Origin of the sequence: Streptosporangium sp. NPDC048047 (genome assembly GCF_040653115.1) — a bacterium.
In the GTDB taxonomy this organism is placed as follows: Bacteria; Actinomycetota; Actinomycetes; order Streptosporangiales; family Streptosporangiaceae; genus Streptosporangium.
This window is the reverse complement of sequence record NZ_JBEZNH010000002.1, coordinates 84,971-108,590: the sequence shown is the minus strand read 5'-3', so window position 1 is coordinate 108,590 and position 23,620 is coordinate 84,971. Positions and strand designations below refer to the sequence as shown.

Genomic DNA, 23,620 nt, shown 5'->3' with positions numbered 1-23,620 from the left:
GGCCGCTGTCACGGGCGAAGCGCCGCAGGGTTCGGACGGACGAATGGCCTGGTCCGGATGAGGCGTCCGGTGCCGCAGCAGCCGGACGAGGTGCCGGATCCGGTACTGCTTGTAGCCGTTGGCCGCCCGTTCCGGCTCCTCCAGCAACCCGACCTCGTGGTAATGCCGCACGGCCTTCAAGGTGGTGCCGGCGATCGCGGCCAGCTCACGTGTACTCCAGCCGGCGTTTCCCCACATGCCGACATTCCACACCATGCCCTCGGGGCACAGTCAACGTGAGTCGCTCCGGCAGGTCCTGTCACCGGCCGGCATCGTGCCGTCGACCAGGTAGGACGTGGTCACGTTCAGGGCGCAGGCGTTACCGCCGAGCACGTAGACGCCGTGCCCGCTCTCGTCGGCGACCACCAGCCGGGAACGCTTCTCGAACTTCTCCCGCAGCAGCCTGCCACCCTCGAGCGGCGTGACGGGGTCGTGCCGGTTCTGCAGGATCAACACGTTGCGCGGCCCCTTGTCGTTGATCTTGACGGGCGGCTCGGCCGGCTCGTTCTTCCAGAAGGCACACGGGATGATGTTGGCGCTGGCCGCGCCGAACAGCGGGTACCGCTCGCGGTCCTGCGTGACGGCCCGCCGGTAGGTGTCCACGTCCTCGGGCCACTGAACATCGTTGCAGGTCACGGCAAGGTACACGGTGAAGGGGTTGTCCGCCGGGTTGGGGGCCGTCGCCTTCGGCGCCTTCGTCGCCTTCGGCGGCGTCTTGCCGGGCTTCAGCAACGCCTGCCAGCCCTGGGCGAGGGGGCCGTACTGGAGCTCGTTGTAGAGGTAGGCGAAGGTGAACTGCCGGAAGGCGGGACCGGTGATCCCGTCGGGGGACGGTGTGCGGTCGAGCCGTTCGGCGATGGCGAAGTACGTCCTGCGCACCTGCTGCGGTGTACGGCCCAGGCCGTAGGAGTCGTGTCGCTTCGCCGCCCACTTCGCGAAGTCGGGGAACGCCTGTTCCATGCCGAGCGCGTACCGGCGCAGGCCGGCCCGGTCGAGGTGGGTGTCGCCGATGTTGCTGTCCAGCACGACCCGGTCGGTGGTCGCCGGGAACATCGAGGCGTACGCCGCACCCAGCGCCGTACCGTAGGACGCCCCGTAGAAGCTGGCCTTCTTCTCGCCGAGGGCGGCGCGGATGCGGTCCAGGTCGCGCGCCATGTTGGCGGTGCTCAGGTGCCGCAGGCGCCCGCCGGTGTCCTTGGCGGCGCACCGGGCGGCGACGTCCTTGGCGACCTCCGCCTGCCGGGTCACGGCCGCGTCGTCGGCCGCGTACGGCGGGATGTTGGCCCAGTAGGCGTCGCCGGCGGTGAAGCCGCAGCTCATCGGAGCCGAATGGCCGACACCCCGGGTGTCCATGCCGATCAGGTCATAGGCGTCCGTGACGCTGGACGGCAGTCCCTTCGAGAACAGGAGCGCCGGCTGGTCCAGCCCGGTGCCGCCCGGACCGCCCGGGTTGAACATCAGCACACCGCGCCGCTTGTCCGGATTCGTGCTCGCGATCCGCGACACCATGATCTCGATCTGGGTGCCGTCCGGGTCGCCGTAGTCCAACGGAACCGGCACCTTCGCGCACCGCACCATCCCCTGCGCCGCCGGCGCCACCACCACGTCGGCCGGACACGCCGCCCACGCCGGTCCCGCGGCGGGTTTCCCCACCGCCGCCGCCCCTGTCGTCGCCGGAATCACCGCGACCAGGGCACCGGCCAGCCCCAGTGCCCCCACCAGGGCCGTACCACGCCTTCGAAACATCATCGCCTCCTGTCCCGCCCCCTCAGCGAGGGCTCGTCCCCCATCTGAAACCGTGCCCTCAGGTCATGGTCAAACGGACACCGGGCAGATCTTCCCCGGACGGCCCCGAAACCCCGCCACCGCGTCACACGGCTGGACCGTCAGGAAGCCGCCGCCGCGGGCTCACGGCCGTACGCCACCGCGTCACACGGCGCGGGCCCGGCCGGGTCACCGCCGAACGTCCCATGTGAGGTCACGGACCGTTCCCGGAAGGTCACCGATCAGATCACACCCGCACGAAGTTGAGTGTGCCGCTACGGCATGGTGTCTCGTTGAGGGTCCGGCCTGCTGAACCCATCGACTCGGAAGGAATCCCATGCCCCTGTTCGACTCCGGCGCGTCCGCGGACCGGTCCCGCTCACTCGTCCCCCGGCTCACCGCGGGTCGCGTCGGCGCCGCCCCGGCGGCGGCGGTGGTGCTCGCGCTGGTCGCCGCCTGCGCGAGCACCCCGACATCGGCGGATCGCAAGCCGCAGCCGTCCCCCGCCGGGCTGGAGGCCTACTACGGGCAGAAACTGTCCTTCGGCTCGTGCGAGGGCTACGAGACCACGCCGGGGCAGAAGAAGCTCTACGTCACGCCCTTCGAGTGCGCCCGGCTGAAGGTGCCGCTGGACTACCGGAAGCCGAACGGCAAGACCATGCAGGTCGCGGTGCTCCGGCTTCCCGCCCAGGGGGACCCCGGGCAGCGCATCGGGTCGCTGGTGCTCAACCCGGGCGGCCCGGGCGGTTCGGGTATGGTCCAGGCGACGAGCTTCGCCGCCGCGTACGCGAAGAGCCCGCTGCTGCGGCGGTTCGACGTGGTGGGGTTCGATCCGCGCGGGGTCGGGGCGTCGACCCCCGCGATCAGCTGTTTCACCGACGCCGAACGCGATCGCGGCGAGGACCAGACCACGCTGCTGGCCTCCGCGGGTGAATGGACCGAGGACGACACCCGGCGCCTGGCGGAGCGCTGCGCGAAAGGCTCGGGCGGGAAAGAGGTCCTGGCAGCGGTCGGCACCCGCGACGCCGCCCGGGACATGGACGTCCTGCGCTCGGCTCTGGGCGACGAGAAGCTGACCTACGCGGGCCAGAGCTACGGCACCCGGCTCGGCGCGGTCTACGCCGAGATGTTCCCCGAGAAGGTACGGGCGCTGGTGCTGGACGGCGTGGTGGACCCCACCGCGGAGAACCCGCGGCGGCGGCTCACCCAGCAGGCCGGCTTCCAGAAGAACTTCGAGAAACTGGCGGCCTCCTGCGCCGCCGGCAAGGACTGCCCGCTGGGCGACGACCCGGCCAAGGCCACGGAGGCCTTCCAGAAACTGGTCCGGCCGCTGATCGACGAGCCCGTCCCCGCCGGCAAGGGGCGCACGATGAACTTCAACCAGGCCGTCGGGAGCGTCACCGCCGGCCTCTACTACCCCGAGGCCTGGCCCGTGCTCATCAAGGGCCTCGCCCAGCTCAAGAAGGGCGACGGGACACAGATCATGAAGGTGGGCGACCTGTTCGGCGGCCGGGACGCCTCCGGCGTCTGGGACAACTTCCTGGAGGCCAACCTCGCCGTCAACTGCAACGACGAGGTGCGCCGCACGCCGGAGGAAGAAGCCCGGCTGCGCGCCGACATCGTCAGGACCAGCCCGTACGTGGACAGCGGCGAGAAGGTCGAAGGCGTCACCCGGGACGCGTGCGAGGCCTGGCCCGGCGAGCCCAGCCTCGGCATCCCCTACGCCCAGGACGTCAAGGGCCTGCCCGGCACCCTGATCATCTCCGTCACCGGCGACCCGGCCACCCCCTACGCGGCCGGCGAGGTCCTGGCCGACGCGATCGGCGGCACCGTGCTCACCGTCGAGGGCGCGCGGCACACCGTCGCGCAGGAGGGGATCAACCCCTGCGTCAACGCCGCCTTCGCCGACTACCTCATCGATCTGAAAGTCCCCGCGGAGGACCGGCACTGCCGACTCTGAACAGGACCGCCGGTCATAGGCCCGGAGCTTCCGGGCAGGGGTCCGGCGCCAGAGGACCGGGGGCCCGGGTACTGGGCCCCGGTCCCCGCCCATCGACACGAAGGACGGCATGCACACCTCTCAAGCACACCCGACCATGCGCCCGCTGGGGGCGTTCGAGCACATCATCGACCTCTACATCGGTCGTAACCCGGTGCAGTTCTCACTCGCCGTCGGACTCGGGTCGCCCGTCTCGGCGCGGCGGCTGGAGGACGCGCTCGCACACCTCCAGAAGACGCACCCGCTGCTCGCCGCCGGCATCGACCGCACCGGCGATCGCCCGGTGTTCCGGGGGTCTGCCGAACCCATCCCCGTCCGGCAGGTACGCGGCGGCGACTGGCGCGAGGCGGCGGCGCAGGAGCAGACGCGTCCCATCGACGCCGGCGGGTGCCCTCTGGCGCGCGCGACGCTCCTGAGCGACGCCTCCGGTGACCACGGAACCGCCGTCCTCATGACGTTCTCCCACCAGGTCACCGACGGACGCGGCGCGCTCCGCGCGGCACACGACCTCCTCGCGATCCTCGACGGGCGGACGCTCCCGGCCCGGCCGGTGCCCATCGACCAGGAGAGCCTGCTGGAGCGCCTGCCCCAGGCGGAGCGGCCGGCCGATCACGCCTCCGCCCCTCCGGCGGAGCCGGTCGATCACGCCCCGGACGCTCCGGCGGAGCCGCCCGCCGCCACGATCCGGCCGTTCGACGCCACGGCGCCGAGCATCGAGGTCGCCGAACTCGACCACGCGGCGACCGAGCACCTCCGCTCGACCGCCCGTGTCCACGGGTCGACCGTCCAGGGCGCGCTCTGCGCAGCCGCCGCACAGGTGCTCTCCGCGCGCACCGGCGCCGAGAGCATCCGCATCAACGTTCCCATCGACCTCCGCTCGGCGCTGGGTCTCGATGACGACGTGGTGAACCGCTTCACGGCGACGACCGTGGTCCTGCGGGCGCCCGCGCACGGCACGCTCTGGTCCCTCGCGAAGGACGCGACCGCGCAGCTGCGGGCGGCACGCGACGCCGCCCGCGACGCGGCGCTCATGCTCGCCTCGCTCGGCCCCGCCGACGCCCTGGAGGCGGAGGCGGCGATGCTCGCGGCCACCTCCGCCGATCTGGAGATCACCAACCTGGGGATCTCCGAGTCCGGCACGCCGTCCGCGGTCGCGATCTGGGGCCCGACGATGACGACGCAGGTCCGCGACGAACGGATCCTCGGCGTCGTCACGCACGCCGGATCACTGCGGATGGCGCTGACGACGCACGGCGATACGAGAGGTCTCCCCGCTGACATCGCCGGCCGCCTCACACGCTGCGGGGTCGACGAGGGGCCGAACGATCTGCGGACGTAGCACGGGGCGCCCCGGACATCGGGTCCGACACGACGCCCGCCCCGCGTACGCCACCGGCTCCGCGCGTCCGCCTGGCGCAGGCGCCCACGGCTCCCAGGGGCGCACCGAAGAGGACGCTGGTGACCCACCAGAAGAGAGGTTCGGACTCGTACCAGGAGGACAGCGGCCCCCACCGCCCCGGACGGTGTCCACGAAGCCGTAGGCCGCCTCCGGCTCGCCGTACGGGCCCGGTCGGAGGGGCCGTACGGATCGCTCAGGGGGTCGTTCGGCCGGAGGAGGGGCGGGGCCGACTGAAGGGCGGCGGGGGAATTGCCGATGCGTGACTGATTCGGCGGGATACCGGTCTTCCGTAGCGTTCTGAGCCACGGGGACGAGCACATCGCCCCGGGAGGGTTCCGGACGGCGACGAGCGCGCCCCCGGAGCGTTCCGTCAGCGGGAACGAACGCGTCCCCCGAGAACCCGGCCGGTTCCCCGATGCCCCGGCCAGTGAGGAGATCGACATGCCGTACTTCGAGACCGCCGACGGCACCCGCCTGGCCTATGAGGACTACGGCACCGGCGCGCCGATCGTGTTCGTCTCCAGCTGGGTGCTGAACAGCGACATGTGGGAGTACCAGGTGCCGTTCTTCGCCGAGCGGGGATACCGATGCGTGCTCCTCGACCGCCGGGGCCACGGCCGCTCCGACCGCCCCTCGACCGGATACGACATCGACACCCGGGCCGACGACCTCGCCGCCCTGATCGAGCACCTCGACCTGCGGGAGGTCACGCTGGTGGGGCACTCGGCCGGCGGCGGCGAGGTCGCCCGCTACCTGGCCCGGCACGGCGAGGACCGCGTCGCGCGCGTGGCGTTCGTCGCGGCGATCCTGCCGTTCCTGAAGCTGACCGACGACAATCCCGGCGGCGTCCCCGAGGAGATGAGCGAGGCCACGGTCACCCAGTTCCAGACGGACCGGCCCAAGTGGTTCGCCGACCGGGCGCAGGGCTTCTTCGCCACCCACCTGGGCAACGACGTCTCCCCCGCGCTGATCGACCTCACGATGCGGCAGTGCCTGAGCGCGTCCCCCTGGGCCACGACCGCCGTCTGGCGGGAGACGTTCTCCTCCGACCACCGGGACGCGCTGCGCGGGATCACCGTCCCGACGCTGATCGTCCACGGCACCGCCGACCAGTCGGCGCTGGTCGAGATCACCGGCCGGCGTACGGCGGAGCTCATGCCGGACGCCGTCTACAAGGAGTACCCGACCGCGGGCCACGGACTGTACGTGACGCACAAGGACCAGCTCAACGCCGACATCCTGGAGCTGATCAAGGGCTGACCGGGCGGCGGGCCGTACGGAGGGTCACCCGCACTCGCGGAGGGCAGGAGGGTCCCACCTCGGTGGGGCCCTCCTTTCGGCGTTCCGTCAGTCGTCGAACTCGCCGAGCTTCACGCCGCCCACGAAGGCGTCCCACTCCGCGCGGGTGAAGAACAGCTTCGGCCCGTCCGGGTCCCTGGAGTCGCGCAGCACGTACAGGGGGCCGAGGTCGGCCTTGTGACCGGTGGCCGCGGAGTCCACCACCGCCACCTCGACGCATTCGCCGTCGTCGTCCCCGGAGGTCGCCCTCCGCCAGACGGCGCCGCTCAGATCCGCCTCCATGTCGCACCGCCTTCGCCGTGGGCCCGGCGCCCGTCCGGGCGCTCCTCGGTATCCCGGTCAGTATCCGGGCCGCCCCCCTCCCCCGCAACGGCTTGCGGTGAATCCTCCGTACGCCGGGCCGGGTGGAACGACCGGTTCCGGGCCGGCCCGCCGGGATCACACCCGAACGCTTTGCGGCCAATCTCTCACGCAAAGTAACCGACTCGTGCCACGCTGTGAAGCGCAGTTCGACGAGCGACCGGAAGGACGGCGGCATGGCCGAAACGGCTGACCACACCTTCCGATCATGAAACGCCCGCGCCGCCGGGTTCCGGGTGATGGCGGCGGCGCGGGTCACGCTCCGGGAGGGCACGGCGCGGACGACCGTCGGCCGCCCCTTCCGGTGAAAGCCGGTGGCTCCGTTCCCTCACCGGAGGAGGGAGGGAACGGGGTCACCACCACGCGTCCTGCCGGGCGCCCTCCACCACCGTCCGGCCGGACCGTCCCCGATGGAGTCCCCCACCCAGCGGAGACCCACCCGGCGACGTGCCCCGTCCACGCGCCCCCGAGACGGGCGGCGGCACGCGAACCCGACGCCCATCCCTTTCCGCACGGAGCAGATCATGACCATCATCACCGACGACGCCCCGGCCGACCCGGGAGCGGCGGACGTCCCGGGGACCGGGCACGGTCTCGGTCCCGCGGGCGACCTGGAGACGCTGGCCGAGTTCCTGGAACGGCGGGGGCTGCTCGGAAAGGTCCGCGTGGCCTACCGCCGTCCTCCCCAGCCGGTGAGGACCGATCCCGAACTGCGCGCCCTCACCGAAGAGGTCCGCGCCGCATCCCGCGAAGAAAGCTGGTGGCAGCAATGGTCCTGGACAGAACCGACCGCGCCGGCAGGCGAGGCGAGCACCGCCGCGGCGATCCACCCCCCGCTGCCCGCGCAGCGGCGGGACGAGAGCAGTCCCTCGACACCGCGGTCGAGGTAGACGGGCTCCACCCTGACGAGGCGGCCCGCCCCGGATGGGTGGTCCTCTGGCGCCGATGGGCCCGCTCGTTCTGGGCGTTCCCCTGCTGGATCATCGATGATCCCCGGCCCGTCGAGGCGAGGCGGGTGAGCGAGTTGCTGTCCCTGATGACGGAGGTCGAAGTCGCCGATGCCGCCCGGCGGCGCGACCTCGGCGGGTAGGGACACCGGGAGAACGAGGGACGTCCGGTCGAGGGAAGCGGCCGGAGCCGTCCGGTCGCGTCTCCGCCGCCACGCGGCCCGGAGATCACCGGCCCGTATCGCGTTGTGGCCGCTCAAGCGCCCGGTGACCGTTCAGGCTCGGCTGCGGGACCGGCTCCGGACGGCGGAATTCCGTCATAGGATCCGCCGAAATCTGCCAATCCGATCTACAGACGTCTATCATCTCGGGAATATTCAAGGTTACGGGGCGGCAGCGGATACGAGAGATGAACCGGTGAACGACGGATTTCCGCAGGCCATCAAAGAAATGGCGCATGAGTACAACCGGCAGGCCGCGCGCCTGCGTCAGGCGTACGGCGAACTGGCCGAGCTCACCGCGACCGCGCAGTCGGACGACCAGATGGTCACGGTGACAGTGGGGCCACGGGGGCAGATTCAGGACATCGAACTGGATCCCCGGGTGTACCGGAAGCTCTCCCCGTCGGAGCTGTCACATTCGATCATGGAGCAGATCGGGGCGGCCGTGGCCCAGACGGCGGAGCGCACCAGGGAGCTGATGGAGCCGTTCCTGCCGGCGGGTCTGCCGTACGAGCAGATCTTCGGCGAGGAGGCGAGCCTGGAGTCGTTCCTGCCCCAGCCGGTCGACCTCCGGCAGTTCGAAGAAGGAGCGAACGGGTGACCACCGGCCCCGACGACGGCTACGGGAGCGAGACAGGACTGTCCGGAAGCGGAGGAACAGGTTCGGACGGGTACCGGGCCGAGTGGGAAGAGCTCCGGAACCGATCGCTGTGGGCCGACGACAGTGCGCTGCAACTGGACGACGAGCGCGTCCTCCTGTCCGACGTGTTCTTCCGGGAGGGCAACCCCCTGGGCAGCGACCAGTACGGCGCGGCCCTGGAGAAGAACCTGTACACGATCAATGAAGCCATCTTCGGTGCCTTCAACACCGCCATCATGAAGGCGGAGCTCATCCGCGACGGACTGCGGTCCAACGCCTCGACGTACGAATCGGCAGAGTCTGCGACGGATTGGTGACCGGCCTTGGGATTCGACGGGTTCCTGGTTCCTGACTGGGCCAAGCCGTATGTGGGCTGGGCCGTGGGCATGGACTGGCCGGAAGGCGACGAGTCGGGGTGTTACCGGCTGGCCGACGCCTGCGCCGCCTCCGCGAAGAACGTCGCCCGGATGGAGGGGCTGGTTCCCCCGATGGGCTGGGGCGACGGCTGGGACGGCGACGCGCTGAAAGAGCACCTCGAGTACGTGCGGAGGTACGCCGATCCGGTTCTGGTGGATCTCGTCGACCAGCTGGTCAAGGGAGCGCTCGAGTTCAACGAGATGGGCGTGCAGGTCGAGTACACCAAACGGATGATCGAGGTCTCCGTCTGGTTCCTCATCTTCCAGATCGGCTGGCTGCTCGTGGCCGCGGTGGGACCGTGGGGAAGCGTGTCCCTCGCCATGATCGGACCCCGTGTGCAGCTCGCCAGGCTGACGATCGCGCAGCTCGGCAAAAAGCTGCTCATCAACGCGGGTCTGTTCGGGGGGCTGATGGGCGGCATGGACCTGGCGGTGCAGGCGTCACAGTCACGGCGCGACCATCTCGACTGGGCCCAGATCGGGACGTCGGCGGGCATGGGCGCGCTGATGGGCGGCTTCCTGACCGCCTTCACCGGTTTCTTCCCCACCAGGTCCATGTGGGGTCTGATGGGCAGGTCGGCTCTGGCCAGCGGTGCGACCACGGCGGCCCCCATGCTGTTCAGCGGCGAGCCGATCGACTGGGAAATGATCATGAAGGGGGTGACGTCCGGCGCGCTGGGCGGCGCCGACGCGCACTGGGCGAGCTGGGGCCAGGGCGCGCACCCGATCGGCGACGGACCCGCGGGAGGCCGGGGAGGCTGGGGAGGAGGCCACGGCGGTCCCGACGCCTCGCCCGGTCACGTTCCGGGTAAGGGGCCCGACCCGTTCACGCCCCCGGTGAGCGACGGCTACGGGCCGGGTGTGTTCGGCAAGTCAGGCATGAGCGAGGGGGCGCCGCTGTCCGCGGTCAAGCAGGGCGCCGACCACACCGGTTCCCACCTGACCGCCGACCCGGCGTCGTCCGTGCCGGGCAAGGCCGGGTGGCCGGACGGCACGACGACCCAGCAGGCGGGACACCACGCGGCCCAGCAGACCGGACAGCAGACGGCTCACCAGACCGGGCACCCGGCGGGGCAGTACGCCGATGGACCTGCTACGACGCACACCACGCTGAGTGGCACCGGTCAACCGGTTCCGAAACCCGATGTCGTTCCCACGTCCTCCATCGACTCGCTGATCAACGGACCCCACGCCGGTGACGCCCCGGCCGCGTCCAAACCCGGCGTCGGACCCGTCAACGGGCCGATCGTCGGAGCCGCCGCCGGTCTCAAGGTGAACTGGACGGGCGGGAACGGCTCGCCCGGCCACCTGCCACCAGCCTTCCATTCCGCTGCGCAGGGGACCGTCGCGCCGCACGTCCCCGGAACCGGGACCCACCCGGGCGTCCCCTCCTCCCTTCACACCTCCCAGATCGACGCGTTGCTGCACCGGCCGGAGGGCGGGGCCGATTCGGGCGCCCATGGAGGAGCGTCCGCTCACTCCTCGGAGACGACGGCCCCGGCGGCGACCACTCACTCGTCGGCGGCGAGGGAGCCGGCATCCCCGTTCCAGATACTCGCCGATCCCGGGCTGTCCGGTGACGGTTACATCGGCCATGGAGTGTGGGGGAAGTACGGGGCCGCCGGTGTCCTGATCAAGAACGTGGACGAGCACGGTGTGCCGCGCTATCTCCTCGTGCAGATGGGCTCCGTCTCCCCGCACGTCGGCAAGTGGCAGTTGCCCGGCGGAGCCCTGGACAGCAAGGAGACCGCCCCCCCAGGGCGCCGCCCGTGAGCTGAGCGAGGAGCTGGGCGTCAACCAGGCGTATCTGGACACGCTCAAACTCACCGGGTCGCACGTCTTCGAGGGGTCAGGCGGGTGGACGTACACCAACCTCGCCGCCGAGGGGGAGATGTTCTCACCGAAGATCGACGGGTACGAGACCGTCGACGCGAAATGGTTCACGCTGCCAGAGCTGGCCGAGCTGGCGAACGAAGGGCGGCTTCACCCCGCTTTCAAGAACGCCTTGCCCGACGTGCTCGCGCTGTACGACCAGCCGGGGACCGCCGTGAGCACGGCGGCCGATGCGGCGCCGAAGACCGCCGTCGCGGACGGGCACACCCAGACCGCCGCGGCGGACGGACCCACGAACACCGTCACCACGGACGGGCATACGAATACCGCCGCCGTGGACGGGCACACGAAGGCAGGCGGGCAGGCGGGCAAGGTCACGAGTGATCCGGTCGGCGCCGTCCCGGATGGGAAGACCGGCCACCCGAGTCTGTTCCTGGCCACGGGTTCCTACACCCCCACGTCCGGATCCGTTCACGTCACGCCACCGGTGGACTTCGGGGCGACGCCGCCCGGTCACGTCCGCGCAGCCCTGCCCGACGGCTCGGTGCTTCCGCTCAAGGGGCTCAGCGCGGAGGCGTCGAAGGCATTCGGTGAGACGCTCAGGAGCTGGGGATCGGGGCTCTTCTACGTCGGGCCGCCCCCCCCACGTCACGCTGGACGCGCCGTTCGGTGCGCGCCTGGTCGACACGTCGTTCGGTGACGCGGTCTGGGGTGGCACCGTCAAGGCCATGCCGGAGGGCGTCCGGCAGTCGGTCGAGACCTACACCGGCTCCGGATACAGGCCCATCAACGGATACCTGCGGGACAGCGCGTTCTTCGAGAAGAACCCGGATCACACGGGCATGTCTCCCGAGGAACGGCGCGCCCAGGCGATCTCGCACATCGAGCGGCTGAACGAGGCCACCAACCTGCGCATGGTGCCCGATACGATCGATGTCTTCCGCGCACTGCACATGGCCCCGGACCTCTTCTCCGTGCCCATCCACGAGTTGCCGGGCACCGTCCAGCGGGATCCGGCGTTCATGTCGACGAACATCGGGAAGGCAGCGGTCTGGGACTACCACCCGGTCATCCTGCATCTGCGGGTACCGGAAGGCACTCCGGCCCTATATGTCAAGGCCATCAGCAAGCACGGGAGTGAGAACGAACTGCTGCTCGGCAATGGCCGGGCGTGGTTCGCGGAGGACGTGGTAAAGCGGGACGATCAATGGCACATCTACGGCTGGGTGCTGCCGGACGACGGCGGCTGAGGAGGGACAGCGGATGTCATTGCAGGACCAACCGGAGTTCAGGACCGTCTGGGCGCCTGAGAGCTTCGCGCGCACGACCGAGTCGGCCGTGCGCTTCTCCCCGGTCGTTCTCGGCGACGCGGTGGTGGGTTACCTGTGGGCGGCGACCGCCGACGACGCGGCTCAGTACGTGGCCCGCGAGGACGGCGGCGACGCCGGCTTCAACGCGGCCGTGTCGTGGGTGCAGCGGCTGCGCTGGGCCAAGGCCAACGGGCTCACCCCGCTTCAGGCGCTGCGCCACTGGGCCGGGCAGGAGGAGGACCCGCGCGCGGGCCGGATCCCGCCGGACGCGGAGCAGGAACTGCCCAGCCTGCGGGCGCTGGAGGAGCTGGCCGCCGGCTGAGGTCAGCGGGTGGACACGGACTGCTTCTCCGCACCGGTGTTCTGGTGATCGTCCCCCGCTCCCAGGCTTCCGAAGACCGCCGTCACGGCCACGGTGAGCCCGAGGATGGCGCGTATCGCGTTCCGCATCATTCTCACCTCCATAGCGTGGAGGTCTGCTTCTTCCCTGGATGCGGTCGGCTATCCCCTATGCCACTGATATATCACTACATCTGCACCATAATGGGCATTTTTCGGCCTTCCGATCTTGACGCAGGCCGGTTCTCCCGTCTCGAAGCCGCTCGGCCCGGTGCGGTCCAGGGCAGCCCGGGACGGTCCGGCGCCGCCCGCCTCGAAGCCGCTCAGGCCCCGAGGTCCGCGGCCTCCGCGCGGAGCCTGGCGCCCTTGGCGTGGGCCTGCTCCTTCAGCGCCACCTGGAACGCCTCCATCCTGGCCCGCAGCTCCTCGTCGGCGGCGGCGAGGATCCGTACGGCCAGCAGCCCCGCGTTGCGGGCGCCGCCGATGGCGACGGTCGCCACCGGCACCCCGGCGGGCATCTGGACGATCGACAGCAGGGAGTCCATGCCGTCGAGGTACTTCAACGGGACCGGGACGCCGATCACCGGCAGGGGGGTGACCGAGGCGAGCATCCCGGGCAGGTGTGCGGCTCCCCCGGCGCCCGCGATGATCACCTTCAGGCCGCGCCCGGCGGCCTCCGAGCCGTAGGAGATCATCTCCTCGGGCATGCGGTGCGCGGAGACCACGTCGGCCTCGAACGCCACCCCGAACTCGGCCAGCGCCTCGGCGGCGGCCTTCATCACCGGCCAGTCGGAGTCGCTGCCCATGACGATGCCGACGTCGGCCATGCCTTCTCCTCGCGATGTCGTGATCTCGTGTTCTCGTGATCTGTGGTCTTGCGTTCCCGTGGCCCCGTGGCCCCGTGGTCCGCCGGCGCCGGGACCGCGCCACGGACGCTCCCGGTGCGGAAGCGGGCCCCGCGGCGGGCGGCCCGGGTGCGGACGCCCTCGGGAGAGAGCTCAGGTGTAGACGCCCTCGGAGAGGTAGACGGCGGCGTGCCTGGCCCTGGCCCGGACCTCGTCGAGGTCGGCGCCGAGGGCCGTGACATGGCCGATCTTGCGGCCGGGCCGTACCTCCTTGCCGTAGAAGTGGACCTTGATCCCCGGGTCGTGGGCCATCACGTGCTCGTAGCGGGAGAAGACGTCCGGGTCGTCGCCGCCCAGGAGGTTGGCCATCACCACGACGGGGGCCGCCATCGAGGGCGAGCCGAGGGGGAGGTCGAGCACGGCGCGCAGGTGCTGCTCGAACTGGGAGGTGCGGGCGCCGTCGATGGTCCAGTGGCCGCTGTTGTGCGGGCGCATGGCCAGCTCGTTCACCACGAGACCCGAGGAGGTGGCGAACATCTCGACGGCCAGCAGCCCGGTCACGCCCAGCTCGTGGGCGATCTTCAGGGCGATCCGCTGGGCCACGGCGGCCTGCTCGGGGTCGAGGCCGGGCGCGGGGGCGAGCACCTCCACGCAGATGCCGTCCTGCTGGACGGTCTCCACGACCGGGTAGCTGACGCCCTGGCCGTGCGGGGACCGGGCGACGAGGACGGCCAGCTCGCGCTCGAACGGCACGAACGCCTCCGCCATCAGCGACACCCCGGAGGCCAGCACCTCGGCGGCCTCCCCGGCGGACCGGCAGACCCAGACGCCGCGGCCGTCGTAGCCGCCGCGGACCGCCTTCAGCACGACCGGCCAGCCGTGCTCGGCGGCGAACGCCTCGACGTCGGCGGCGGTCTCGATCCGCCGCCAGGGCGGGCAGGGAGCGCCGATCGTGGTCAGCCGCTCGCGCATCACGGCCTTGTCCTGGGCGTGCACCAGCGCGTCGGCGCCGGGGTGCACGGCGAAGCCGTCGGCGGCCAGCGCGCGGACGTGCTCGGTGGGGACGTGCTCGTGGTCGAAGGTGACGGCGTCGCACCCCTTGGCGAAGTCGCGGAGGTCCGCCAGCTCGCGGTAGTCGCCCAGGCGCACGTCGGAGATCACCCGGGCGGCGCTCTCGCCAGGAGCGGCGGCCAGCACCCGCAGCTCCACCCCGAGGGCGATCGCCGCCTGCTGTGTCATCCGGGCCAGCTGACCGGCACCGATCATGCCGACGACGGGGCCGAGGGAACGTGCGGAGGAAGGGCTGCTCACGTCGGTCGAGTTTACCGGCCCGGTACGGCCGGCCGCCGCGAGCCCCGGATCCGGAGGACCAGGCGGCGCGGGGAGGCTGGGCGACCGTTCCGGGTCGCCTGGCGAGGCACGGCCGCCCAGCGGCTTTTTCCGCCCAATCAGCGTAACGTGATGTTGACGGATTTATCCGACTCATCCATACATTTCGTGGAATGCTGTTAACTGACCGCTGACATCCCCACCGATCCACCGGGACGCGGAACGGGAAGGTATCCCGGTACCCTGACAGCGCAAGTATCCGGGGTCCCCGAGCGGCGGGTCCTCAGCCGACCGAAAGGACCAGGCAGAGACGTGGAGTTTCTACGACGCGCCTACCTGCGGTTCGCCGACCTGGTGAAGGAACTGGCGAAGTTCGGGACCATCGGGGGGATCGCCTTCGTCATCGACGTCGGCATCCTGAACTTCGTCCAGTACGGCCTGCACCAGGGCCCGCTGACCTCCAAGGTGGTCTCCACGACCGTGGCGACCACCTTCGCCTATTTCGGCAACCGCTACTGGACCTACCGCCACCACGAGCAGAGCGGCCTGGCCCGCGAGTACTTCCTGTTCTTCCTGCTCAACGGCGTCGCCCTGCTGATCGGCCTGCTCTGCCTGGGCTTCACCTACTACACGCTGAAGCTGACCGACCCGCTGAGCACGAACCTCGCCAACCTCGTCGGCATCGGCATGGGCACGATGTTCCGCTTCTGGTCCTACCGGAAGTGGGTCTTCCTCGCCGCCACCGAAGAGGTGCCGAAGGAACTGCCCGACGACGTCACGCGGGCCCGCTGACCACCCGGTTCCTCCCCGTCTCGGCCTTGCGCAGGAACAGCGCGAACACCGCGGGGCGGGGCCGTACGAGCTCCAGGCGGCCGCCGTCGGCGGCGGCCAGCGCGCGGGCCAGGGTCAGCCCGAGGCCGGTGCCGCCCTTGCCGCTGACGTTCCGCTCGAACACCCGGCCGGCGAGGTCGTCGGCGATGCCCGTCCCCTCGTCGGCCACCTCGACCACGACGGAGGTGTCCTTCTCACCGGTGGTCACCGTCACCGTGCCGTCGCCGTGCCGCAGCGAGTTCTCCAGCAGCGTGGAGATCACCTGACTGATGCCGCCGCTGGTGGCCAGCGGGCGCAGGCCGCGCGTGCCCCCCAGCCGGATGTCCCGTCCCATGCGGCGGAACGCCGGACCCCACTCGGTGAGCTGCTGCTCCAGTATCCGGTCGAGTTTGACGGCCTCGGCCTGGGCGTGCCGCTGCCGCCGGGCCGCGGCGAGCAGTTCGTCGATCACGGCGGTGAGCCGCTCGGCCTGCACGATCGCGGCCTCGCCCTCCTCCTTGACGACCGAGGGGTCGTGCGCGGCGGCGACGATCTCCTCCAGACGCATCGTCAGGCCGGTGAGCGGGGTGCGGAGCTGGTGGGAGGCGTCGGTGGCGAACTCGCGTTCCCTGGCCAGCAGGTCGGAGATGCGGGTGGCGCTGCGGTCGAGCACCTCGGCCACCCGGTCGAGCTCCTGGATCCCGTAACGGTGCTTGCTCGGCCGGGCGTCGCCCGAGCCGAGCCGCTCAGCGATCATCGCCAGGTCGCTGAGCGGAAGCGTCAGCCGTCGCGACTGCACGATGGCGAGCCCGACCGCCACCGCGAGCGCGGCGGTGGCCAGCCCGAGGATGAGCAGCAGCCACGCCCGGACCTCCCGCGCCACCGCGGTGCGGTCCCGGGTGACCGCGACGTACACCCCGTTCTCCGACTGGGCGTCCTCGGTCATCTTGCGACTGTCCGAGGGCTCGGTGCCCACCGTCGTCACCTGCGGCGGCGTGCCCTTGACGTAGATCTGGATGTACCGGTCGGGATACTTGCGCGCCAGCTGCACGGAATCGATGGGCTGGTCCTGCAGCCGGGCGTACTCGACCTCGTTCAGCAGGCTCTTGGCCTGCGAGACGAGGCCCTGGGTCGCCTCTTCCTCGATCAGCCGGTTCACGGCCACGCCGAGCGGGATGCCGAGCAGCAGCACCGCGATGACCGCGACGAGCAGGGTTGAGGAGAGGAGCCGGCGGCGCATCCCCTACTCTCGCTCGAAGCGGAAGCCGACCCCCCGGACGGTCGTGATGTACCGAGGCTTGGCGGCGTCGTCGCCGAGCTTGCGGCGCAGCCACGATATGTGCATGTCCAGGGTCTTGGTGGAGCCCCACCAGTTGGTGTCCCACACCTCGCGCATGATCTGCTCCCGGGTGACCACCTTTCCGGCGTCCCGGACGAGGACCCGGAGCAGGTCGAACTCCTTGGTCGTGAGGTGGAGCTCCTTGTCGCCCATCCACGCGCGACGGGAGTCGGCGTCGATGCGGACGCCCTGCACGACGGGCGTCTCGGATGTGCCGCGCCGCAGCAGGGCGCGCACCCGGGCGAGGAGCTCGGCGAGGCGGAAGGGTTTGGTGACGTAGTCGTCGGCTCCGGCGTCGAGGCCGACCACGGTGTCGACCTCGTCGACGCGGGCGGTGAGGATGAGCACGGGCGTGCCGTGCCCCTCCGCGCGGATGCGCCTGGCGACCTCGAGGCCGTCCATCTCGGGCAGGCCCAGGTCAAGAACTATCAAGTCGATGCCACCCGACAGCGCCCGTTCCAGGGCCTGCGGGCCGTCGGGGCTCACCTCGACTTGGTAACCCTCGCGGCGCAGCGCACGCGCGAGCGGTTCGGAGATCGAGGTGTCATCCTCGGCGAGAAGTACACAGGTCATAACGCGATCGTATGACCTTAGGGGATCGTTTCCCCGGTACAGCGCGCGGTTTGACTCGTCATTGACCTATCCATTGACCTGGGCAAACACTGATAAATCCCGGATAGTCACGCCGCAACGCCCCGAGGCCGCGCGGTACGGCTCCCGCATCGGAAGAACCTTGAAAGGGCAGTCTTCCCAATGACCCGGATAACAGAACCCGTAAATCACTTCGTAAGGGATACAACAGGCGTGTCCCGGCGATCAACACAAAGCGATCAACACAAAAGGGTCCGTGCCGCCACGGGCCCGCACCGGACGCCCCGACGGCCCGGCGCCCCGGCGCCCCGGCGCCCCGGCGTACCCGCACCGGACGGCCCGGCGACCCAGAGTCCCCGAACCCCCGAGCCCCCGAGCCGGCCGGCCCCCGCCGGGGAGACGCCGGGCGAACCGGCCGGCGGGCTCAGTGTCCCCGGGCCAGCCACTCCGAAAGGTGCGGAGCCTCCTCGCCGATCGTGGTGGAGTCGCCGTGCCCCGTGCGCACGACCGTCTCCGGCGGCAGGGTCAACAGCCGCCCGCGGATCGACTCGATGATCGTCTCGAACGACGAGAACGACCGGCCCGTCGCCCCCGGCCCGCCCCGGAACAGCGTGTCGCCGGTGAAGACCGTCCCGAGCGCGGGGGCGTACAGGCAGACCGCGCCGGGCGCGTGACCCGGCGTGTGCATGACGTGCAGCTCGACCCCGCCGGCCGAGATCACCTGCCCGTCCGCGAGCGGCGTGTACGGCGTGCCGGGGTGGACCATGTCCCACAGGACCTGGTCGGCCGGGTGGAGCATGACCGGGGCGCCGGTCCGCGCGGCGAGGGCTGGGGCCGCGCCGACGTGGTCGTCGTGCCCGTGGGTGCAGACGATCGCCCGGACCTGGCGGTCGCCGACCGCCTCGGCGATGGAGTCGGCGTCGTGCGCCGCGTCGATGACGACGACCTCGTCGCCCGAGCCGACCAGCCAGACGTTGTTGTCGACCTCCCAGGTGCCGCCGTCCAGCGAGAACGTCCCCGAGGTGACGACCCTGCCGACCGCGGAGTCCTCTCCGGCGCTCACAGGACCACCACCGAGCGCAGGACCTCGCCGCGGTGCATCTTGGCGAACGCCTCCTCGACGTCCCCGAGGCCGATCGTCTCGGAGACGAACCGGTCGAGGTCGAGCCGGCCCTGGAGGTAGAGGTCGATGAGCATGGGGAAGTCGCGGCTGGGCAGGCAGTCGCCGTACCACGACGACTTCAGCGCGCCGCCGCGCCCGAAGACGTCCAGCAGCGGCAGCTCGATCCTCATCTCCGGGGTGGGCACGCCGACCAGCACGACGGTCCCGGCCAGGTCGCGGGCGTAGAACGCCTGGCGGTAGGTCTCCGGGCGGCCGACCGCCTCGATCACCACGTCGGCGCCGTTGCCGCCGGTGAGCTCGCGGATGGCCTCCACCGGGTCGGCGTCGCGGGAGTTGACCGTGTGGGTGGCGCCGAACTCCTTCGCCCAGCCGAGCTTGCGGTCGTCGACGTCCACCGCGATGATCCTCGTCGCGCCCGCCAGCCGGGCGCCGTGGACGGCGGCGTCGCCCACGCCGCCGCAGCCGATGACGGCCACACTGTCGCCGCGGGTCACCGCGCCGGTGTTGATCGCGGCGCCGATGCCCGCCATCACGCCGCAGCCCAGCAGACCGGCCGCGGTCGCGGGCGCCTGCCGGTCCACCTTGGTGCACTGGCCCGCCGCGACCAGGGTCTTCTCGACGAACGCGCCGATGCCGAGGGCCGGGGCGAGGGGCGTGCCGTCCTCCAGCGTCATCCGCTGGGCGGCGTTGTGGGTGTTGAAGCAGTACCACGGACGGCCCCGCCGGCAGGCGCGGCACTCACCGCAGACCGCCCGCCAGTTGAGGATCACGTAGTCGCCGGGGGCCACCTCGGTGACGCCCTCGCCGACCGCCTCGACCACCCCGGCGGCCTCGTGGCCGAGCAGGAACGGGAACTCGTCGTTGATCCCGCCCTCCCGGTAGTGGAGGTCGGTGTGGCAGACGCCGCACGCCTGGACGTTCACCACCGCCTCGCCGGGGCCGGGGTCGGGGACGTGGATCGTCTCCAGCGAGACGGGCTCACCCTTCGCCCGCGCGACCACGCCTTGCACGGTGTACGGCATGTCATGCACCTCAGATCTTCGAGCTCGTACCGGTCGTCGGTCGGCGCCCACGAAGCGGTCCCATGAGACGCCCACGCCTCAATCCTTATCAGTCCCCGCGAAACACGCACGCCCCCGCACGGACCGTCACCCCGCCCGGTGCGCGGTGGAACGCGCCGGACCCGCGCTCCGGCCCCTCGCGGCCCGTACGGCTAGCTCCCCCGCAGCACGTACGGCTGGACCATGCCGAGGCCGCGGACCGGCCGGCGGCGCATGCGGACCACCTCCACACCCGGCGCGCCCTCGACGGCGGCGGCCACCCCCTCGTCCGCGAGGATCGTGCCGGGACGGGCGATGGCGGTCAGCCGGGCCGCCAGGTTGACGGTGGTGCCGAAGACGTCGCCCATGACCGGCAGCACCGGGCCGTGGGCCAGCCCGATCCGCACGCCGGGGCCGTCCCGGCCCGCCGTCCTGGCGAGCTCCAGCGCGATCGCGGCGGCCCGGCGCGGGTCCGCGGCGGTGAACAGCACCTCGTCGCCGAGCGTCTTGACCAGGCGCCCGCCGTTCGCGGCGACGATGTCGGAGGCGCGGGCCTCGAACCCCTCGACCAGCTCCGCCAGGGCCCGCTCGTCCAGCGAGCGGGACAGGCGGGTGAAGGAGACCAGGTCGGCGAAGCCGACCGCGAGGGTCCGCCGGGGCGACGTGATCTCATCGGCCATGTCGGCGACCGCGAGCAGGCGGGTGCCGGCGGCGGCGAGCTGGGCGCGCCACACGTGCACCAGCATCCGCTCCAGGTCCGGCAGCATGCGGTGCGAGGTGTCGAGGACCGCCGCCAGGTCGTCGTCGGTGGGCGTCCGGCCGGGGTCGAGCATGGCGCCGATCAGGATGTCGGCCTGCCACTGGGCGAGCCTGGCCGTCGTCTGGCCGAGCGCCCTGGCCATCCGGACGGCGGTCTCGTCGTCCATGGACCCGTCGTCCATCATCACCCGGACCCGGCGGAGGGCGTCCACGTCGGCGTCGGTGAAGGCCACCGCGTCGTCGGGCAGCGTGGCGAACCCCAGAGCCCGCCAGATGCGCTCGGTGAGGCTCTGCGGCACCCCGGCGAGCTCGGCCACCTGGATACGGGTGTGGCGGGGCCGGTCTCCGGCGAAGACGCTCTCGATCTGCTCGGCCGTCGGACGTCCCGTCACTTCCCCTGGTCCCCCTTCTCGCCGCCCCCGTCCAGGGGGTCCGCCCCAGTCCAGGAGGTTACGCCACGCGGCCGGGCCGCCTCCGGGGCCCCCGGCCGTACGGGAGCCCCGGGAGGCCATGGAAGGGCCTCGGGAGGCCCCGGGAGGCCCTACCGTCTCCGGCGGCCCGTCCCGTCCAGATCGCCCGCCGCCTCCGGGCCGTCCTCCCCGTCCGCGTCGTCGTGGTCGTCGTGGTCGTGGTCGTCGTGGTCGTCGTGGTCGCCAGCCTCGTCGATCGCCCGGAACAGCTCGGCCCGCACCTCCTGGAGGTGGGGGATGTCGCGCAGCTCGATCCGGCCCTGCTCGCCGGCCGACTCGACGTGGAGCGTGCCTGAGCCGAGGATCCGCTCCACCAGCGTCTGCTCCGCGCTGACCGTGTTGACCTTGGCCATCGGGATGTCGTCGTGCGACTTGCTCAGCACGCCGGTGCCGATGGACAGGCGGTGCGAGGTGAGGAGGTAGGAGGTGTTCTTCCACTTCAGGTACGGCACGAACGACCAGACGGTCAGCAGCCCGACGGAGATCACCGCGACCGCGATCCGGGCGTAGCCGGCGTACTCGAAGTCGGGGATGTAGAACATCGCGGCGCCGGAGGCGACGACGATGACGACCAGCGCCAGGAAGGGCACGACGAGCTGCCGCCAGTGGGGGCGGAACGAGCGGACGCGCTGCTCGCCGTCCGTGAGGTGGTGATCCGGGAGACCCATGGGCAAATCGTGGCACGTCCGGCCCCTGGCCGTCAGGAGGCGCGAGGACGGGCCCCGGCCGGACGCGTGCCGGGGCCGGATGCTCCCACCGGGGCCCAGGTGCCACGGAAGCCCACTGAAGCCCACGGAGGCCCCCGGGATCCCTCAGGAGGCGCGAGGACGGACGTGCACCACGTCTCCGGCGCTCAGCGCGTGCTCCTCGCCCCCGGACTCCACCAGCAGGCGCCCGGAGGCGTCGACGCCGACGGCCCGCCCGGCGAGCACCCGCTCCCCCGGCAGCTCCACCCGGACCTCGCGGCCGACGGTCGCGCCGGCGGCGAGGTAGGCGGCCCGCAGCCCGCAGGCGTCGGCGTCGCCCTGGGCCTCGGACCACTCGCGGTAGTGGGCCTCGATCTCCCGCAGCACCCCGCGGACGAGCGGGTCGCGGTCGACGCACGCGGCGTCCTCGACGACGAGGGAGGTCGCGGTCTCCACGGGCAGTTCTTCGAGGCGAAGGCTCACGTTGAGGCCGATCCCCACCACCACGGCGCCGTCGATCCGCTCGGCGAGCACCCCGGCGAGCTTGCGCTCGCCGATCAGCAGGTCGTTGGGCCACTTCAGGCGGACGTCCACCTCGGCGATCCGGCGTACCGCCGACGCCGCGGCCAGGCCGACGAGCAGCGGCAGCCAGCCGTGCCGGGCGGGGGGCGGGTCGGGCCGCAGCAGCACCGAGAGGGCCAGGCCGGAGCGCGGCGGCGCCGTCCAGGCCCGGCCCAGCCTGCCGCGCCCGGCGAACTGGGCCTCGGCGATCAGCACGGCCCCCTGCCGGGCGCCGTCGCGGGCGGCCTGCGCGAGGTCGGCGTTGGTGGAGCCGGTCCGCTCGACGACGGTGACGCCGGACCACAGGCCGCCGGGCCGTACCAGGGCGCGGTTGAGCGCCGCCTCGGAGAGCGGCGGCCGGTCGAGGTCGGTGAAGGGCGAGTCGGGCATCCCTCCATCATCCCTCCTTCCGCCCGCCGCCGGTGACCGGATCGTGACGACGTGACGGGGGCGACACCCAGGAATACCGAGGCCGTGGCGGGGAAGACGCAGATCCCACCGGCTATCGGCGCCACTCCAAGGAGCGGGGAAGATGATGAACATGAGCACGAGCCGTGCCGGTACGCCCCGGCCAGGACCGACCACCCGGGCCCGCGTCCTCGCGGTGTCCGACGGCACCGCCAGGGAGCGGCGCGACGACCTGGCCACCGAGGAACCGCTGGAGATCCGGCTGAGCTCCTCCCGCCACGTCGGCTCGGCCACGCCGCGACCCCGGACGGTCGACGGGTCCGCCCCCGCGGAGGCCCACCGCACCGTCGCGATCACCATGCGCACCCCCGGCAACGACTTCGAGCTGGCCGCCGGGTTCCTGTACGGGGAGGGGATCATCACTCCCGGCGACCTGTCCTCCATCGCCTACTGCACCGACGAGGACCTGCCGCGGGAGGCCCGCTACAACACCGTCACCGTACGGCTGCGCCAGGGCAGGCTGCCCGAGCTGCCCACCCTCGACCGGCACTTCATGACGTCGAGCGCCTGCGGCGTCTGCGGCTCCGCCAGCCTGGAGGCCCTGCGCGACCGGTGCGCGCCGCTGCCCGTGCCCGCCGGGAACGGCGCCGTGAACGGCGGCGCCCCGGACGGCGCCGCGGGGGTCTCCCCGGAGGTCCTGTACGGCCTGCCGGACCGGCTGCGCGCGGCGCAGAGCGTGTTCGGCAAGACGGGCGGCCTGCACGCGGCCGGTCTGTTCACCGCCGCCGGCGACCTGGTGGCGGTCCGCGAGGACGTGGGACGGCACAACGCCGTGGACAAGCTGGTCGGCTGGGCGCTGATGACCGATCGGCTGCCGCTGCGTGAGAGCGTCCTGCTGGTCAGCGGGCGCAGCAGCTACGAGATCGCGCAGAAGGCCCTCGCCGCCGGGATCCCGGTCGTCTGCTCGGTCTCGGCGCCCTCCTCCCTGGCCGTCGATCTGGCCAGGGAGTTCGGGATGACGCTGGTCGGCTTCCTGCGCGACGAGCGGTTCAACGTCTACTCGGCCCCGGAGCGGATCGCCGCGGTATGAGGC

At 71.7% G+C, this 23,620-nt stretch carries 25 protein-coding genes and 1 pseudogene; 13 read left to right on the top strand and 13 right to left on the bottom strand.

From position 1 onward, the window contains the following. Window positions 1–72: 72 nt before the first annotated feature. A pseudogene (locus tag AB0D67_RS02275) lies at window positions 73–237 on the bottom strand (MerR family DNA-binding transcriptional regulator); the annotation flags it as partial. Between the two features lie 33 nt (window positions 238–270). After that, complete coding sequence (locus AB0D67_RS02270; RefSeq protein ID WP_362928957.1) at window positions 271–1,788, bottom strand: alpha/beta hydrolase; 1,518 nt, start codon at window positions 1,786–1,788, stop codon at window positions 271–273. A gap of 352 nt (window positions 1,789–2,140) precedes the next feature. Here AB0D67_RS02270 and AB0D67_RS02265 point away from each other — a divergent pair, with 352 nt between their 5' ends. The 3 genes from AB0D67_RS02265 (at window position 2,141) to AB0D67_RS02255 (ending at window position 6,461) form a co-directional block, all read left to right on the top strand. Next, entirely contained in the window at window positions 2,141–3,763 is a 1,623-nt protein-coding gene (locus AB0D67_RS02265) for an alpha/beta hydrolase (RefSeq protein ID WP_362928955.1), read from the top strand. A gap of 109 nt (window positions 3,764–3,872) precedes the next feature. Then, complete coding sequence (locus AB0D67_RS02260; RefSeq protein ID WP_362928953.1) at window positions 3,873–5,141, top strand: hypothetical protein; 1,269 nt, start codon at window positions 3,873–3,875, stop codon at window positions 5,139–5,141. 501 nt (window positions 5,142–5,642) lie between these two features. Beyond that, a complete protein-coding gene (locus AB0D67_RS02255; protein ID WP_362928951.1) occupies window positions 5,643–6,461 on the top strand; it encodes an alpha/beta hydrolase in 819 nt (272 codons plus the stop codon). Between the two features lie 87 nt (window positions 6,462–6,548). On the opposite strand, the gene AB0D67_RS02250 is transcribed toward AB0D67_RS02255, so the two are convergent. Continuing rightward, entirely contained in the window at window positions 6,549–6,782 is a 234-nt protein-coding gene (locus AB0D67_RS02250) for a DUF397 domain-containing protein (RefSeq protein ID WP_362928949.1), read from the bottom strand. A 602-nt stretch (window positions 6,783–7,384) separates the two neighbouring features. On the opposite strand from AB0D67_RS02250, the gene AB0D67_RS02245 reads away from it, so the two are divergent. The 8 genes from AB0D67_RS02245 to AB0D67_RS02210 all read left to right on the top strand — a co-directional run bounded on the left by AB0D67_RS02245 (window position 7,385) and on the right by AB0D67_RS02210 (window position 12,549). Continuing rightward, entirely contained in the window at window positions 7,385–7,750 is a 366-nt protein-coding gene (locus tag AB0D67_RS02245) for a hypothetical protein (RefSeq protein WP_362928947.1), read from the top strand. Between the two features lie 38 nt (window positions 7,751–7,788). Next, entirely contained in the window at window positions 7,789–7,950 is a 162-nt protein-coding gene (locus tag AB0D67_RS02240) for a hypothetical protein (protein WP_362928945.1), read from the top strand. A gap of 274 nt (window positions 7,951–8,224) precedes the next feature. Further along, window positions 8,225–8,629: a YbaB/EbfC family nucleoid-associated protein gene (locus AB0D67_RS02235; RefSeq protein ID WP_362928943.1), complete on the top strand. Its 405-nt coding sequence runs from the start codon at window positions 8,225–8,227 to the stop codon at window positions 8,627–8,629. Next, the gene (locus AB0D67_RS02230) at window positions 8,626–8,985 is read left to right on the top strand and encodes a hypothetical protein (protein WP_362928941.1); all 360 of its coding nucleotides are present in this window, start codon (window positions 8,626–8,628) and stop codon (window positions 8,983–8,985) included. The genes AB0D67_RS02235 and AB0D67_RS02230 overlap by 4 nt, the downstream gene beginning before the upstream one ends. 6 nt (window positions 8,986–8,991) lie before the next feature. Continuing rightward, complete coding sequence (locus AB0D67_RS02225; protein ID WP_362928939.1) at window positions 8,992–10,857, top strand: hypothetical protein; 1,866 nt, start codon at window positions 8,992–8,994, stop codon at window positions 10,855–10,857. Beyond that, complete coding sequence (locus AB0D67_RS02220) at window positions 10,739–11,617, top strand: NUDIX hydrolase (protein WP_362928937.1); 879 nt, start codon at window positions 10,739–10,741, stop codon at window positions 11,615–11,617. Before AB0D67_RS02225 ends, AB0D67_RS02220 begins: the two co-directional genes overlap by 119 nt. Window positions 11,618–11,645: 28 nt before the next feature. Next, window positions 11,646–12,167 carry an ADP-ribosyltransferase gene (locus AB0D67_RS02215; protein WP_362928935.1) on the top strand — a complete coding sequence of 174 codons (522 nt, stop codon included), beginning with the start codon at window positions 11,646–11,648 and terminating at the stop codon, window positions 12,165–12,167. A 13-nt stretch (window positions 12,168–12,180) separates the two neighbouring features. Beyond that, window positions 12,181–12,549 (top strand): hypothetical protein, encoded by a 369-nt coding sequence (locus AB0D67_RS02210; protein WP_362928933.1) that lies wholly within the window; start codon window positions 12,181–12,183, stop codon window positions 12,547–12,549. A gap of 2 nt (window positions 12,550–12,551) precedes the next feature. Here AB0D67_RS02210 and AB0D67_RS02205 read toward each other — a convergent pair whose 3' ends face one another. The 3 genes from AB0D67_RS02205 to AB0D67_RS02195 all read right to left on the bottom strand — a co-directional run bounded on the left by AB0D67_RS02205 (window position 12,552) and on the right by AB0D67_RS02195 (window position 14,722). Next, window positions 12,552–12,686 (bottom strand): hypothetical protein, encoded by a 135-nt coding sequence (locus AB0D67_RS02205; RefSeq protein WP_362928931.1) that lies wholly within the window; start codon window positions 12,684–12,686, stop codon window positions 12,552–12,554. A gap of 203 nt (window positions 12,687–12,889) precedes the next feature. Then, window positions 12,890–13,393, bottom strand: coding sequence for a 5-(carboxyamino)imidazole ribonucleotide mutase (gene purE, locus AB0D67_RS02200; RefSeq protein ID WP_362928929.1), 504 nt, complete (start codon window positions 13,391–13,393; stop codon window positions 12,890–12,892). A gap of 171 nt (window positions 13,394–13,564) precedes the next feature. Next, a complete protein-coding gene (locus AB0D67_RS02195; protein WP_362928926.1) occupies window positions 13,565–14,722 on the bottom strand; it encodes a 5-(carboxyamino)imidazole ribonucleotide synthase in 1,158 nt (385 codons plus the stop codon). 330 nt (window positions 14,723–15,052) lie between these two features. Here AB0D67_RS02195 and AB0D67_RS02190 point away from each other — a divergent pair, with 330 nt between their 5' ends. Next, complete coding sequence (locus AB0D67_RS02190) at window positions 15,053–15,532, top strand: GtrA family protein (RefSeq protein WP_362928924.1); 480 nt, start codon at window positions 15,053–15,055, stop codon at window positions 15,530–15,532. On the opposite strand, the gene AB0D67_RS02185 is transcribed toward AB0D67_RS02190, so the two are convergent. The 7 genes from AB0D67_RS02185 to AB0D67_RS02155 all read right to left on the bottom strand — a co-directional run bounded on the left by AB0D67_RS02185 (window position 15,516) and on the right by AB0D67_RS02155 (window position 22,509). Next, the gene (locus AB0D67_RS02185) at window positions 15,516–16,790 is read right to left on the bottom strand and encodes an ATP-binding protein (protein ID WP_362928922.1); all 1,275 of its coding nucleotides are present in this window, start codon (window positions 16,788–16,790) and stop codon (window positions 15,516–15,518) included. The genes AB0D67_RS02190 and AB0D67_RS02185 overlap by 17 nt on opposite strands. Window positions 16,791–16,793: 3 nt before the next feature. Next, window positions 16,794–17,462, bottom strand: a complete 669-nt coding sequence (locus AB0D67_RS02180) for a response regulator transcription factor (protein WP_012888073.1) — start codon at window positions 17,460–17,462, stop codon at window positions 16,794–16,796. 442 nt (window positions 17,463–17,904) lie between these two features. Continuing rightward, entirely contained in the window at window positions 17,905–18,543 is a 639-nt protein-coding gene (locus AB0D67_RS02175; protein WP_362928920.1) for an MBL fold metallo-hydrolase, read from the bottom strand. Continuing rightward, window positions 18,540–19,625 carry an S-(hydroxymethyl)mycothiol dehydrogenase gene (locus tag AB0D67_RS02170; RefSeq protein WP_362928918.1) on the bottom strand — a complete coding sequence of 362 codons (1,086 nt, stop codon included), beginning with the start codon at window positions 19,623–19,625 and terminating at the stop codon, window positions 18,540–18,542. The genes AB0D67_RS02175 and AB0D67_RS02170 overlap by 4 nt, the downstream gene beginning before the upstream one ends. 191 nt (window positions 19,626–19,816) lie before the next feature. Then, window positions 19,817–20,794 (bottom strand): adenylate/guanylate cyclase domain-containing protein, encoded by a 978-nt coding sequence (locus AB0D67_RS02165; RefSeq protein ID WP_362928916.1) that lies wholly within the window; start codon window positions 20,792–20,794, stop codon window positions 19,817–19,819. Window positions 20,795–20,943: 149 nt separating this feature from the next. After that, window positions 20,944–21,540, bottom strand: coding sequence for a PH domain-containing protein (locus AB0D67_RS02160; protein ID WP_362928914.1), 597 nt, complete (start codon window positions 21,538–21,540; stop codon window positions 20,944–20,946). A 144-nt stretch (window positions 21,541–21,684) separates the two neighbouring features. Further along, window positions 21,685–22,509, bottom strand: coding sequence for a biotin--[acetyl-CoA-carboxylase] ligase (locus AB0D67_RS02155; protein WP_362928912.1), 825 nt, complete (start codon window positions 22,507–22,509; stop codon window positions 21,685–21,687). A 151-nt stretch (window positions 22,510–22,660) separates the two neighbouring features. Here AB0D67_RS02155 and fdhD point away from each other — a divergent pair, with 151 nt between their 5' ends. Beyond that, window positions 22,661–23,617 (top strand): formate dehydrogenase accessory sulfurtransferase FdhD, encoded by a 957-nt coding sequence (fdhD, locus tag AB0D67_RS02150; protein ID WP_362928910.1) that lies wholly within the window; start codon window positions 22,661–22,663, stop codon window positions 23,615–23,617. Window positions 23,618–23,620: the final 3 nt, after the last annotated feature.